Annotated in this window: 14 protein-coding genes; 4 read left to right on the top strand and 10 right to left on the bottom strand. The window is 30.7% G+C overall.

Annotated features, from left to right (window positions below):
• Nucleotides 1-5 precede the first annotated feature (5 nt).
• Nucleotides 6-3,125, bottom strand: coding sequence for a hypothetical protein (locus tag JH146_RS02945; protein WP_048201621.1), 3,120 nt, complete (start codon nt 3,123-3,125; stop codon nt 6-8).
• A gap of 13 nt (nt 3,126-3,138) precedes the next feature.
• Entirely contained in the window at nt 3,139-3,600 is a 462-nt protein-coding gene (locus tag JH146_RS02940) for a hypothetical protein (RefSeq protein WP_048201620.1), read from the bottom strand.
• A 190-nt stretch (nt 3,601-3,790) separates the two neighbouring features.
• Between JH146_RS02940 and JH146_RS02935 the strand changes: the two genes are divergently transcribed.
• The 4 genes from JH146_RS02935 (at nt 3,791) to aroD (ending at nt 6,574) form a co-directional block, all read left to right on the top strand.
• Nucleotides 3,791-4,336 carry a hypothetical protein gene (locus tag JH146_RS02935; RefSeq protein WP_048201619.1) on the top strand — a complete coding sequence of 182 codons (546 nt, stop codon included), beginning with the start codon at nt 3,791-3,793 and terminating at the stop codon, nt 4,334-4,336.
• Complete coding sequence (locus JH146_RS02930; protein ID WP_048201618.1) at nt 4,336-4,875, top strand: hypothetical protein; 540 nt, start codon at nt 4,336-4,338, stop codon at nt 4,873-4,875. Before JH146_RS02935 ends, JH146_RS02930 begins: the two co-directional genes overlap by 1 nt.
• Before the next feature lie 23 nt (nt 4,876-4,898).
• Nucleotides 4,899-5,816: an apurinic/apyrimidinic endonuclease family protein gene (locus tag JH146_RS02925; protein ID WP_048201617.1), complete on the top strand. Its 918-nt coding sequence runs from the start codon at nt 4,899-4,901 to the stop codon at nt 5,814-5,816.
• A 95-nt stretch (nt 5,817-5,911) separates the two neighbouring features.
• Nucleotides 5,912-6,574, top strand: a complete 663-nt coding sequence (gene aroD, locus JH146_RS02920) for a type I 3-dehydroquinate dehydratase (RefSeq protein ID WP_048201616.1) — start codon at nt 5,912-5,914, stop codon at nt 6,572-6,574.
• Here the strand turns inward: aroD and JH146_RS02915 are convergent.
• The 8 genes from JH146_RS02915 to fen form a co-directional block, all read right to left on the bottom strand.
• Nucleotides 6,566-7,144: a DUF447 domain-containing protein gene (locus JH146_RS02915; RefSeq protein ID WP_048201615.1), complete on the bottom strand. Its 579-nt coding sequence runs from the start codon at nt 7,142-7,144 to the stop codon at nt 6,566-6,568. The genes aroD and JH146_RS02915 overlap by 9 nt on opposite strands.
• 2 nt (nt 7,145-7,146) lie before the next feature.
• A complete protein-coding gene (locus JH146_RS02910) occupies nt 7,147-7,926 on the bottom strand; it encodes a 50S ribosomal protein L11 methyltransferase (RefSeq protein ID WP_048201614.1) in 780 nt (259 codons plus the stop codon).
• Nucleotides 7,927-8,224: 298 nt separating this feature from the next.
• The gene (locus JH146_RS02905; RefSeq protein WP_048201613.1) at nt 8,225-9,679 is read right to left on the bottom strand and encodes a methanogenesis marker 14 protein; all 1,455 of its coding nucleotides are present in this window, start codon (nt 9,677-9,679) and stop codon (nt 8,225-8,227) included.
• 47 nt (nt 9,680-9,726) lie between these two features.
• The gene (locus JH146_RS02900; RefSeq protein ID WP_048201612.1) at nt 9,727-10,842 is read right to left on the bottom strand and encodes an NAD(P)-binding protein; all 1,116 of its coding nucleotides are present in this window, start codon (nt 10,840-10,842) and stop codon (nt 9,727-9,729) included.
• A 22-nt stretch (nt 10,843-10,864) separates the two neighbouring features.
• Nucleotides 10,865-12,004 (bottom strand): bifunctional 5,6,7,8-tetrahydromethanopterin hydro-lyase/3-hexulose-6-phosphate synthase, encoded by a 1,140-nt coding sequence (locus JH146_RS02895; protein WP_048201611.1) that lies wholly within the window; start codon nt 12,002-12,004, stop codon nt 10,865-10,867.
• Nucleotides 12,005-12,028: 24 nt separating this feature from the next.
• Entirely contained in the window at nt 12,029-12,802 is a 774-nt protein-coding gene (locus JH146_RS02890; protein WP_048201610.1) for a dihydroorotate dehydrogenase electron transfer subunit, read from the bottom strand.
• A 59-nt stretch (nt 12,803-12,861) separates the two neighbouring features.
• Nucleotides 12,862-13,386, bottom strand: a complete 525-nt coding sequence (locus JH146_RS02885) for a metallophosphoesterase (RefSeq protein ID WP_048201609.1) — start codon at nt 13,384-13,386, stop codon at nt 12,862-12,864.
• A gap of 16 nt (nt 13,387-13,402) precedes the next feature.
• On the bottom strand, nt 13,403-14,383 hold the full coding sequence (gene fen / locus JH146_RS02880; RefSeq protein ID WP_048201608.1) for a flap endonuclease-1: 981 nt from the start codon (nt 14,381-14,383) through the stop codon (nt 13,403-13,405).
• Nucleotides 14,384-14,493: the final 110 nt, after the last annotated feature.

The following is a 14,493-nucleotide window of genomic DNA, read 5'->3' as shown; positions in this document are numbered from 1 at the left end:
GGAATTTATCCCCATGCAGTTCCAAATAGATAAAGTTTGTTATCGGTTGTATAAACTCTAAATGCTACTCTACCACTTTTTGAATTTCCCCAATCTTCTCTATATATATACTTTCCAGCAAATGGAACATTTATATCATAGTATTTGTCATAAACCTCACCATCATAATATACAATCTTTGGCACAAATTTGACTATGTATATTGGGTCGCCGTTTTCATCATACAGGTAGTTTCCTTCAGCATCTTTTTTTGATTCAAATTCGAAGTTGTATGTTTTAATATATCCATTTCCAGCGACCTTTAACTGCGTTCCAAATTCATTATAGTTTGTTGTTATTGACAATCCAGTTACTCCACTTAAAGATAAAGCCCCTTCATAGTTTCTTCCAAAGTAATAAACATATCTGTCTGAATTTTCTGATTCGTATCTGCTTTTAATGTCGGTATAATATACATTATTTCCATCTGAGCAAGCCAACTTTCCTGAATATACATCAAAGGCATAAACCTTTATGTTTGTTTTTAACGCATCAGTTATTTTGAACTCATCTGGTTCTCTATTTTCAACCGTTATTATATAAAGTCCATTATTTGTTGCCACAACTATATAATTTTGATAGTTTCCTGCACCATATTCTCCTCTTGCATCTATTATATTGCCATCAAAATCAAACTCCTTAATTTTTACATTTGGAAATGGTTCTGAATATCCTTTTGTATATTGGATGTTATAAGCCCAATCCTCAAACTTTTTAGCATCCATTGTTATTAAATAGAGTTTGTTTCCTTTCCAACCTAAGACAATCTTATAATTTTTTCCGTTGTTAGAGATTCCAGCCATCAATTCATCAACATCTAAGTTTGCTACTACAACATCAACTTTTGGTTTTAATAAGTATATTTTTACATTTCCAGTTTTATCTGTTGTTTCATTGTATTCCTCAAAGATTACATGATGTATTTTCCCATTATCATCTGCTATAAACCACCCTGCTCCATACATATCATAACACATTGCCTTTACATTATAAGGCATCTCTGCTAAGTATATATCATCAACTTCAGCATCAAATCCCCATCCTTCATCAACACTTTTCCAGATATAGTAATTTCCATAGATTCCTCCAAAATCTCCAAAACTCCATAATCTATTTCCATCAATTATTATTGGATCTTCAAAATCAGATGTATAATGGCTGTATTCATATATATCATTAAAAGTTACTTTTTTACTTCCAAAGTCAAACATAACTCCATCCATTCCTGCAACTTCAACTTCTTTCCATGTTAATGGTAGTTCATAAACATTAGTTTCTTTATTTTCGAACTGCTGTTCTTTCTGTTCTTCCATGTTGGTTTGTTGTTCTTCTATCTGCTGTTCTATATTGGCTTGTTCTTCATTATTAGCCAATTCTTCAGTTTCAGCACTGCTCTTACAGTTTTCAAGTTCATGCAACCCTAACCAATGAACATCTGCAAGTTCATCTCCATAATAATCAGCAAATTCTTCCTTACTAATTCTAAGCTCTGAGATAACTCTATTTCCTTCAACTTTTACATTATAATCATTATATCCATTGCTTTCATAATCTTCTTTTATAATGTTTGCTCTTTTATTTGCATAATCTTCATCCATAGCTATCCAGAGTCCTTTAATTACAACATCATTTCCATCTTCATAGTAAAACTCTCCTCCATCGGAGTCAAATAAATCATATAGCTTAAACGCAAAGTATCCTTTTGATATCTCACTTATAATCTCTTTTATATTATCATTCTCAATCATCAAAGAAGTTTCTCCATTTATGGCATCTATTATATTTTTTACATTATCTTCCAACCCAAATATGAAGTATCCTCTATAGTTGGTAACTGCTTCATTTTCATCCAAAGCTGAGAATGGTGATTTGTATATTAATAAAGTAGCCCCTTTGTAATTTTCTTCTTTATACTCACATCCCAATCTTTTTAAGTAATCATAAGCATTAAGTTTATTAGTTTTTATTACATTTGCGGCAGGTGCTATGCTCAAATAAAACTCAATATCATCTGGTGTTAGCCCATAGCATTTTAAAACATCTTTAAGTTTTTCATAACCATATCCTCCTTTAACCACATTACTAAATTTATCTACATCAACGTAACTTGCCCAGAATACTGAAGGGATTAAATTAAATGGCTCTCCAACATTAACTTTCTCGGTATTTTTATTCTTATATTCCTCTTTTTCATTTTCTTCATTTTGGTATGTTTGTTCATATTGATTTTCAGCATTATTTTCAATATCTCCTAAATTTAATCCTAAGGAATCAGCATACTCTCCTAAAAACTCATCTTTACTCATTATGATATCGGCTACAACTACATTTCCATCTCTTTCTATGTCATAATCTTTAATATTCCCATCACTTTTTTCATTCTCTAACTCTTCTTTCATATACTGATATTGTTCTTTTGCATCATCTATATTATCAAAGACGATAACTATTTCAAACTTCACATCCCTTCCTTTAGGATATATGAAAGCTCCGTAATAGGCATTATTTCCTTCTTCAATGTTTGCTACTGCATAATCATCATCCACATTCTCCAATATTTTTTTAATTTCATCTTTTTCTGTTATTGCTGGATAATCTCCACTTAAAGTATCTATAACTCTTTCTACATCATCCACATTTCCATGAATTAAATAATTTTTATATTTTGCAACAGCATAGCCATAATCTTCATTTACAAGTATATTTGCTCCTTTGTAATTTTTTTCTTTATAATTTAGCCCCAATTCATCCATAAATTTATACTCATCTAAACCATAACCTTTTAATATGTAGGCATTATCTGCCTGAATTGTATATTCTATATCATCCACACTTAAACCATACTTTCCAATTAACTTTTTATAGGCATTTACAATTTTGCTATCTTCTCCTAACAAATTAATGAAACCTTCAGTTTCAGTATATACTACCTTTTCAGAAGATTTTGGAACAACATCCAATAGTGAGCTTATAACTTTTTCACCACCTTTTGTTTCTTCATAGTTTCCACCCTCTTCTGAAACACATCCAGCAAATAATACTGCTATTGATATTGATAATATTATTGCAATAACAATCTTTTTCATAATCCCCCTCCTATTAGTAGTCATCATCACTTCCATCGTCATCTATGAAGTCATCTACAGCATCTTCAATCTCATCTACAACATCATCAACAACTTCTTCTCCTTCTCTTATAATCTCCTCAATATCTTCTTTAATTTCTTCCCCATATTCTGCCACTCCATAGCCAGCAATAGCTCCAGTTCCAAAAGCAACGGCTTTATCTATTAAATCATCTTTATCATCCCTCTTTCTGTCTTTTTCATCATAGTAATCGTAATCATCATCATGAACATAAACATCCTTTGTTACATAATGATGGTGATAAACATCATAGCTTCCACCACCAATATGATGAGCTTTTCCACCACCTCTTATCTTGTATGGCTTAGGTTTCTTTTTTGGAAATAGAATTTTTTTTATTATCCACAACCCAGCCATGAGGATTAACAGCCCTATAACAGCAAATCCGATTAGTAAAATCCATATCAAATTCATTTTTTCACCCATATATTTAAATAAATAAATTTTTATACATAAAATTAATATAAAATTTTAAACTTCTATACAGTAATACAGTAGAAATTTATATATACCTTAGAAATAAATATCTAATTAATAATTTTAATAACTTGTTATATATACTTTATCTTATTAAAAATTTTAATATGGAATATTTGGTGATTTTATGAACAAAAAATTTGTAGAATTGATTAAAAAAGGATGGAAACTAAAAAATGAAGAGAACAAAGCGACATACATAGATGAAGTTTTCTTAGGGGCAGTAATAACAACTCTAACTGATAATGGCTATGTATTGATGGATATTGCTTCAGATGGAAATTTCCATTATTTTTTATTTGAGCATTTGGAAAACTGGGATAGAGTTAAAATTTTAGCAGAAGTTTTACCTCATTCTTTAACAGATGTTAAAGTTATAGGGGCAAGAATGTTTATTGAGTTTTCTTATGGAGTTATGATTAAGGGAATTCCCCCATCTTTATTTGGATTGGGATTGAAAGGTTATTTATCTCAAAAACTTTCAAATATTGGAAGTATTAGATATGATTATGACGGCTATTATACTTTTGTAAATTGTGCAACTTACTTATTAATAAATGACTATATTGACTTTGATACCTTAGAAATTAACTGGGAAAAATTAAATGAGGATATTAATACAATAATTTCAGCACTTTCTGAATATTTAGAAGTATATAGAAAGGTGGAATAATGGGAATTTTTGATTTAGCTAAAAAAATAACACATTCAAGAGAATTTACAAGTAGTATTGATGAAATATTTGTTGGAGAGCTAATAAACTTTATGTATAAAAAAGGAGCAGTTTTAATAGAAATTAACTCACCAACAGAAAGCTCACATAGCTTAACCTTCAAATTCATAAATCATCCTGTGTTATATATGCTTAGAGTTATAGTCGATAGAAAGGTTGAAGGGATAACATCAAAGATTATTGGTTCTCAAGCAATTTTAACCTTTGAGGCGGTTATTAAAAATGAGTTAGTTGAGCCGAATGATGTTTTAGTTATGTATCAAACAGATTTTAAAAATATGTTTAAAATCCCATTATTTGGAAATGTTAAGATAAATCATGACTTAAATTATATAATCGCTACAACAACATATTTAAAGGACTTGGGAAAATATATAAAATCAGACAGTGTTGATAGAGAGGCACTTAGGGAAGAGCTAAATTTAATACTAAATACTTTAACTGAACATCTTGCGCCATTAAAAAAGAAATTTGATTAAGCAAATATTTTTTAGGTGAGAGAATGATACTCTTTGAGTGGGGGACCTATAATGCTTTATCAACATTAAAACAGGCAGCATTATTGGGGACAAGAATTACAGAAATTCCACCAGCAGTGTTATCAAGAAGATTACCATCTGGATACTATGAGAGTTATAAAAAGTTAAGTAAGGAATATTTCACTTCAATCTTAGCTCACGGTCCATATTACAGCTTATCATCAGAGAAAGGATTAAAAGCTCACCTTTCAGCCATAGAAAAAGCTACATTATGTGGGGCTGAGATATACAACTACCATCTTGGAAAAAGAGTGGGGGATGATTTAAACTACCACTTGGATGTTTTAAAGAAATTCAGTGAAGTTAATAATGATATAATTTACTCCCCAGAGCCAGCAACAAACATTGGTGAGTTTGGAACATTAGATGAGCTTGAAGAGTTAATAAAAGCAGCTAAAGAGGAAGATATAAAAATCATTCCATCACTACAGTTAGAAAATATATTCTTAAATGAATTGGGTGTTTATGAGAAGGATGATTTAGATGAAGCAGCTGAAAAGGCAGATGTTGATTGGTGGCTAAAGATTTTCAAAAGAATGGATAAAATATCAGATTATATAATGCACTTCAGGTTTTCACAAGTTATAGGATTAAAATATGGAAAGAGATTCTATAAGAAGAGAGTTCCTTTAGGTAAGGGTTATCCACCAGTTGAGCCATTAACTGAAGCTTTATCTTTATATTTAGTAGATAATGCTACAAGAGGGGGCTTTAAGAAAGTTCTATTTGTCTATACTGGGTTGCCAGAAGTTAAGTATAGGGATTTAATTGACTTATATGCAATGATTATGAAGAAATCCATTGATAAGTTAATGAGCAAAGAGAGCCAGGTTGAATATGGTGATTTCTATAAATTTATGAGTTCAGAAGAGGAAGAATAAATTTTTCTATTTTTTAGCTTTAATTTTATATTGCACTAAATTTTAAAATATTTTGTCTTTTATTTTATATAAATCAAAAAAGAAAGGTAGATAATATGATATGCCTACCAGTAGTTGAAGATAGTGTAGAAAAAGCAATAAAAACAGCTGAAAAGTATTTAGAAATAGCAGATATTGTTGAATTTAGGATAGATATGCTTAAAGAAGTAAATGAAGATGATATAGAGAAATTTGCTAAATATCCTTGCATAATAACCGTTAGACCGGATTGGGAAGGTGGTTATTGGAAAGGAAATAAGGAGGAAAGATTAAACTTAATAAAAAAGGCAATTGAATGCAATGCTAAATTTGTTGATATTGAGTTGAGAGAAGAGAAAAATAAAGAACTTGTAAAATTTAGAGATGAAATTGGTTCAAAAACAAAGATTATAATCTCTTATCATGATTTTGAAAAAACCCCTTCAAAGGAAGAATTAATAGATGTCGTTGAAAAAGCTCTTAGCATTGGAGATATAGCAAAATTTGCAACAATGGCAAACAGTAAGGAAGATGTTCTCAATATTTTAGAAGTTATAAATAAATATCCTGGAAAGATTATTGGCATTGGAATGGGTGAGAAAGGAAAACTAACAAGAATCTTAGGGGTTTATTTTGGCTCAATATTAACCTTTGCTTCTTACAAAGGGAAAAGCTCTGCCCCTGGGCAGGTTGATATTGACACTCTAAAAGAGATTTGGAAGCTTATGGATTTAAAGTAAATTTAAATTCCTTAGCATAATTTCAGCCAATTGTTTATGCTCTCTACCACCAACTTTTTTAATTATTGAGAAATATTTCTTCATTTCTTTTTCCATCTCTTTTTTGTCATCTTCATCAATTTTTATGTTTTTGTTAGCCAATCTTGAATAAATAACTGCCATCTCAACCAATAATCCATCTGCTCTATTGTATGGCTTTGGAACTTTATCTAAATATATTCTTTTTATCTCTTCCCCTTCTACAATCATCAATCTGTTTTTTCCAAATTTATCATCTCTCTCAACAAATTCCCTTTTAACAACTTTATAAAATATAGTATAATAAGAGTTTTTTAAATAAGGGATGTTGTCATAATAAAGATATTCATCATTATCATCTAAAACTGCCTTTGCTATTTCAATTGGTGGAACTATATTAACTGAAAAATAATCTTCAGTTAAAAGATTTTCATAAGTATGAGAGCCAAAAAAAAGATGCATAATAACTTTTTTATCTTTAAAATAAACACCAATTGGGGCTTTGTTGTCTCTATTATTTTTCCTTGTTGCTACAACCACTTCATTTATCATAGTTATCCCAAATCTACTTTTATACTTTCCAAATCTCCTCCTCTTCTGTATGATAAATTTATCCTAACCTTTCCTTCATCTACACTTCTATTTAATGGAATTACCAATGGAGGGTTTAACATTGGTGTTTGTCCTGCTACATGTTTGTCATCTAATATTGTGTATGTCCTTAGCTTTATTCCTAAGTTTTCACAGCTTTTTTCAAGCTCTAACTCTATATTATAGCTTACTTCAATAGGATTTATCTTATAGAAATTAACTTCCTCATAAATAACCTCTTCAGAAACTTCCTCTGATTTAATATCTTCATCATAATAGATATGGTTCATTTTTGCCTCTACAAGTTGTATAGTTGATATTGTCTTAGCTGGAATAATTTTAGCATCTTCTTTTAAAAAACCTCTTTCTATTATTGAATTTATAACCTTAACTTGCGGTTCAGTAATTAAAGCAGTGTCTAAAAGCTCGGCTATAATTACATCAGCTTTCTCTTTAAAGTTGTAGGTTGTTGCATCTCCTTCAATAATCTCAATGTTATTGAATCCATTAACTTTTATGTTTTCCTTTGCATAATCATAAGTGAATGGGTCTAACTCAATAGCATAAACTTTTTTTGCTTTTTTTGCAGCAATCATTGCTAAAATTCCACTGCCAGTGCCTAAATCAAAGACAACATCATCTTTATCTACAATTCTCTCTATAGCGTTTTTAAAGATTGCTAATCTTTCATAGTCGGTTAATAGAGAATAATGCCATTGTGGAACCTTTAATTTTAACTTCATATTATCCCTTAATTTATACATTTGTATATATGTTGATAAATTAACAACATTGAAAATTGCGTAACTTGTGGATATTAATTTTTCACATTTTTCGAAAATGAAAAAATATATATAGGGGTTCGGTTAATAATATTACTACGTGGGGGCATTAGAATGTCTATTTTTAATTTGAATGTTCGATATTGGGGATATTTAATATAATGATGGGGAGGGGTTTTACGCCCAAAACAACCTTTAACCTTTTACAGAACAAATTTACAGAATATAAAAAATTAAAGATAACATTAATTTTACCATGTTAATCTCTTATCATTCCCCTTTCTTTTTGCCATTTTCTTCTTAGACCTAATATACACCCTCCTCCTCTAACGCCCCCAATAGGTACTGAAGGTGTTCCTAAACAGTTCATACATCTTGCCATAACTGAAGCTCCTAAAGCTAACCCATCTTCAACAAACACAACATTTTCCTCAACTTTATCCCAAATTTCTAAGGTTTTAAGTTTTTCTATAATTAACTCTGGCTTTTTTCCAGTAATTCCTGCCCTTCCAGTGATTCCAATAGCCGATTTTTCACAAATTAGTCCTTTCTCATAAGCTAACTCCACCAATCTTCTAACAACTTCACTCATAACATAATCTAAGCAACACATCAATGTTGGAATATCGCTTTTTTCTACCAACTCTCTTCCTAACTCTTCTAACTTTATTAAATCACTACCATTTTTACCAACATCACATCCAATAAGTGTAGTTCCTGCTTTTTCAGCTGATTTTGGGTCTACTGGAACAGTCCCAAATCTATCAACACCCTTTGGAACTTCTCTAATGATTATATATTTGTGTATTTCTTCGGCATATTCTCTCGCTAATTCTTCATTTGGTTTTCCTTTAATATTTGATAAATCTAAAGCTGCTCCTGTTTTTTCATCTATTTTTCCAGAACCTCTTGCAATTGCATCTGCTATACCTCCAGCTAACCCACATAAATTTCCAATAACCTTTGCATAAGGCAAAGCTTCATTTGTAATTCTTCCAGCTAATGTAGTTCCAAAGTCAATACTCATACATGGGTTTCTGAAATCTACATTAGTCCATTTACTTCCAACCTTTATTCCTGCTGTTACAAGCTCTCCTTCCATTTCATTAGCAACAACTTCTTTTCCTGTAGGAGGGAGAACTCCAGTAACTGCTCCATCAAAGATAATTTTATCTAAAAAAGAGTATTTGTCAAATGGTTTTGGTATCTGCTCCTTAGTCATTGCTGGTGTCATCTTTGCTGGGGGGACACCAGCTTTCATACATCCTTGGGCTAAAGCAATAATCATCTCTCCAACTTCTTCTGGAGATGCAAAACCAGCAGTAACCCCAGTACTTCTGACAACAAAGTGTAAGTCATCAACAGTTAGCCCGGCTTTCTTTAAACTTTCTAATAAAACTTCTTTGACCATATCTGAAACTGCTTCTCTTGTTAATTTAACACCCCATAAAGTTTCTCCAAAAACTTCTTCTCCCTTTTTTGGCTTTCTAACATCTCTTGTCATTTTTACATGCTTACTAACAATGTATGTTTTGCCCGTATCCATATTTGTGGCTGTTATAATTGCTTTTGTTGTTGTATTCCCTAACTCAACTGACGCTACTATATAATAAGGATGCTTTTTTAGTTCAATTAAATCAACACTTTGTGACTTTGCGTAGGCAATTTTTGGCTTCTTTTTAAATAATCCAGAGATGACATCAAAGATTCCCATGCTATCCCACCCTATAAAATAATATAATTATGTATTAATGTATCCATTTATAAAATCTCTCTTGCGAATTTCTTAGCTAATGCGATAATTGAGACGATTGGTGGAACTCCTAAAGCTTCCTTAAATATAGAAGCGTCGCAAACATACAATCCCTCTTTAACTTCAAATTCATCAACAACTAAACTTAAACTGCCTCCGGGATGTGAGCCTCTTGGTATAGTTGTGAATATATCATCAACACCCAACTTGTATAAATATTTTGTTGCTTTACCTACACCTCTTACAAGAGTTTTAAAATCTTCCTTAGTTATTTCTTTTTTGACCTCGTTATCTAAAACTTCCCCATTATTTTCATCTTTAATCTTTATCATAATCCCTACAATATCTTTTTCTTTCACATCTTTATAATCTTTTTTTATTTCGCTAAGTAAGAGTTTTGAATAATGAGTAGCCAATATGAAATTTTTGTATCTCTTATAAACAAGCATGGATATATCTTTATTTAAATAGCTATCTTCTAAAATTCCTCCAACAGTTACAAAAGTATCTACAAAGAGATTTTTTCCAATATTTTCATCATCAATTAATTTTTTCAAAATTCTTGGACTATTTATTCCACCAGCAGAGATTATTATATTTTTAGCTTTAATTTTTCTGCCATTTTCATCTAAAATTTCATAATTGCCATCATATTTTATAGTTTTTATATTAAATTCAGTAATTATGTCTGCTTTTGACTGTTTCAAATAATTTAAAGGTGTCCATTTTGCCTTACATAGCTTTCTTGCACATTCCCCACACTTATTACATTTGTTGAAGTCAATAAACTTTTCCATCTTTTTAAACCCTAATTCAATAAATTTTTTGTCAATATCATTTAAGAAATCATCTTCTGGGGCTTTAATTTTTAGCTCTTCCCAAATTTCTTTATATATATCATTATCTATTTTATAGCCCTTAATATCCATCTTCATAGCGTTTCCTAAGGAATAAACTGCACTTCCCCCTAAGCCATAAGCATAATTTATCTCTATATTTTTACCTTCTGAAGCATAACTTGGATTCTTTCCTTTTTCTATTACTGCCACTCTATATTTCTCACTTAATTCTTTAGCTAAGGTAGCTCCAGCTACTCCTGAACCGATAATTGCAAAATCATACATGGTTATCCCACAAATTTTGGCTTTAAATGTCAATATCTTCATCTTCATCAAAATACAATCTATATGTGTCTATATCATAGCCCATCTTATTTATAAACATTCTAATTACTCTTCCAGGGTCTCTTGATTTTGTAATTGCTCTACCAACAATTAATATTTGATATTCCTTCAATAGCTCCTCAACATTTTCTACTCCAACTCCTCCAGCAATTGCTAATAAGCAGTTTCCTTTAAATTTCCATTCCTTTTTAATTCCAAATGTCTCTTCATCAATCCCCCTATGCAAAATAACAACATCTGGCTTTAATTTTAAAGAATCATACAATTTTTGAGGTTCAGAGACGTTCATCATATCTAAATAGCTAATTAAACCACATTTTTGGCATTCATGTATGGCTTTAATTATTGTTGATTTTGGTGCTACTCCACTTATTGCTACCGCGTTAGCTGTGCTTTCAAATGCTAATCTAACCTCAACTCTTCCAGTATCTAATGTTTTTAAATCAGCAACAATAAAGCCATCAAAATACTCTCTCATTATTTCAATAACCTCTAAACCAAATTTTTTAATTAGTGGAGTTCCTGCCTCTAATATAATGTGGTCACTCTTTGGGATTGTTTGTAATAAAAACTCTAAATTCTCCATAGTTGGAACGTCCAAAGCAATTTGTAGATATGGTGGATATTCCAACCTAACATCCCTAAATCCAACTAATGGATGCAAAGCTCTGTATTTTTCCTTCTTTACCTTTTCTTTTGAAGGATATTCATTTAAAGCTCTGTTTATAGCTAACTTTGTTGAAGCATAAAAGTATTGGAAGAGCTTTCTTTTTGTTAAATTTGTTATTGGAAGTTCTGGGACATTGACACTAACAACAACTTTTAAATCCTCATCCAAATCCAAATCAGCAACTGCCTTAGCAACCGCATATTGGATAACTCCCTGAAATAGCTCATCTTGTATGTTGCTCTCAATATTATGTCTTGGGACAACTAAAGTTAATGGCTTAACTATTAAATTAGGTCTTAAATTGGCAAAAACACAATTGCCTCTTGTTAAAGCATTTGTGAAAATACTCTCTATGTATTTATCTTTTCCCAATGCAACATTAACTATTGCCTTAATCTCATTTCCCAAAACTGCTTCTCCAAATTTTATCATATTAATCCCTTGTAGCTATTTTATTTAAAATTTAATAATTTTTCCACTTGCATCCCTCTTATACTTCCCAAATTCTTTAATAAATCTCAACTTATCTCCCCAAAATACTGGCCCATCCTTACAAATACAAAGTCCTTCATCATCTACACAACACTGCCCACAAATCCCTATACCACACTTCATATACCTCTCCATTGAAACCTGAACTGGAATATTATATTCATTAGCCATATCAACAACCTTTTTCATCATTATCTCTGGCCCACAAGTTATAATTAAATCAAATCTCTCTTCTTTAAGAACTTCTTTCATTTTTTCAGTAGTAAAACCTTTAAATCCAAAACTTCCATCATCTGTGCAAATCTCTAATCTACTAACTTTTTCAAATCTCTCCAAAAATAACAGTTCTTCTTTAGTTCTCGCCCCTAATATGGTTGTTATTTCAATCCCTTGATTTGAAAATTCCTCAACTGCTGTTATAATTGGTGCAGCTCCAATACCTCCAGCAACAGCTAAGATTTTATCCCCCAATGGCTCAAAATATGTTCCATAAGGTCCTCTAACTCCTATTATATCTCCTTCTTTTAGTTCATGCATTTTTTTGGTAAATTCCCCAACTTTCGCAACGGTAAAGCTATTTTTAGAAGAAAATCCAAATGGTTTCTCATCAACTCCTGGAATCCAAAGCATTGCAAACTGTCCTGGCTTAAAATCAAAATCTTTATCTATTATAAATGTTTTTACTGTAGGACTTTCTTCTATTATCTTCTTTATTCTGCAAATAATTGGTTTTTCCATGATATCACCAAATTTTAGAATTTTCTATGGAAATAAAATAATAAAAATTTATATTAATTTTACAAATCATTTATTGTCCTAACAACTTCTCCTTTTTCTATCAATTTTATAATCAAATCCAAACTAACTGGCTTGTAATCAATAACTTCAACAGAAACATTTATCCTTTTTCTTTTAGGATTTATGAATGGATATTCATCTAAGTGGTTTGCATGATGATGTCCATGTATAATCCAACCATCAAAGTTAAAAGTATAAGAGCTATCTGGATTGTGGATTAGCATAAATTTATAGCCTTTATATTCAATAACTTTAAACTTCTCACCAAACTTGTCATGGTTTCCTTTTATAAAAATTATTTTACCATTTAACGATTTCATAAGCTCTTTAGCCTTTTCAATCTTGTTTTTGCTCAAAACAAAATCTCCCAAGAAATAAACGATATCCTTATCCCTAACAATGTTATTCCAATTTTTTATTAAGGTTTTGTTCATCTCTTCAACATTTGAAAATGGTCTGTTACAGTATTTTATAATGTTTGCATGGTTAAAATGCGTATCAGAGATGAGATAAATTTTTCCCATAGATACCACAATATGATTATTTAAACCATGCATCTAATGTTTTCTGCTTTGTTTTATTTGCAATTAAATTATAGAGTTTATCAACATGCTTTTTAACTCTCTCATAGTTAAAATCATTTTCATCAACTAAAAATTTAATGATTCCTTCTTTATTTGGTAATTTTAAACTTAATGAGTAGTCGTCAGTAACCTTTGGCTGTTTAAATATTCTTCTTATTTCTTCATAGTTTTCAACTTCTTTTTTCAAAACATCTTTAGCAACTCCACTTCTAACTAATTCATAGGCTCTCTTAAATCCAATACCTTTAACCCCTCCTGGATTGTAGTCAGTTCCCATGAATATGGCTATATCAATCAAATCATCTAAAGAGATTTTCAAATCTTCTAAAACCTCATTTAATTCAATAAGTTCTGGCATCTCTTTTGTTGTTGTTAAATTTCTAACAACTCTTGGTGAGCCATATAATAAAGAATCATAATCTTGACTTACAACTGCCCAAACATCACCTTTCTTTGCCATATAGCTTGCTTGAGCCTCTCCCTCAGAAGGGGCTTCAACATAAGGAATTCCCATTAAACTTAATAGATATTTGCAATTTTCAACAATTTTTGGTGTTAAGTAGCTAACTCTCTTTGCATATTTAGCCGCTTCTTCAAAATCTTCTTTTTTAATTGCCTCTTTCATCTTAATTTCTGCCTTTTCTTTCATCTCCCTCCTAACTTTTCTTGTTTTCTCCTTTAACTTAGGTGGCTCACCATCAAAAACCCAGATTGGTGTTATATCATTTTCTAACAAATGGATAGTTTTATAAAAAACTCCGTTATATGCAGAAGTTATCTCTCCCTTCCTATTTCTTAATGGTGAACCATCCTTCAATCTTATAGAAGTTAAAAATTGATATAATGCGTTCATTCCATCAATAGCAATCTTTTTCCCTTTTAAATCTTCAAAAGAAATAATTTTTTTTGGTATAAAGTCACCAAACTGCACTCCCATACTATCCCCTACATTAATCTTAACTAAAATTATAATTACAACATAATTACCACCGTAAAGATATTTATAAAAAACGGTATAAATTCCAAAAAATTTATACTTTAAAAAAC

Source organism: Methanocaldococcus bathoardescens, from assembly GCF_000739065.1.
Classification (GTDB): Archaea; AGJL01; Methanococci; order Methanococcales; family Methanocaldococcaceae; genus Methanocaldococcus; species Methanocaldococcus bathoardescens.
The sequence above is the reverse complement of the archived record's forward strand: the minus strand, read 5'-3'. Positions and strand labels throughout refer to the sequence as shown.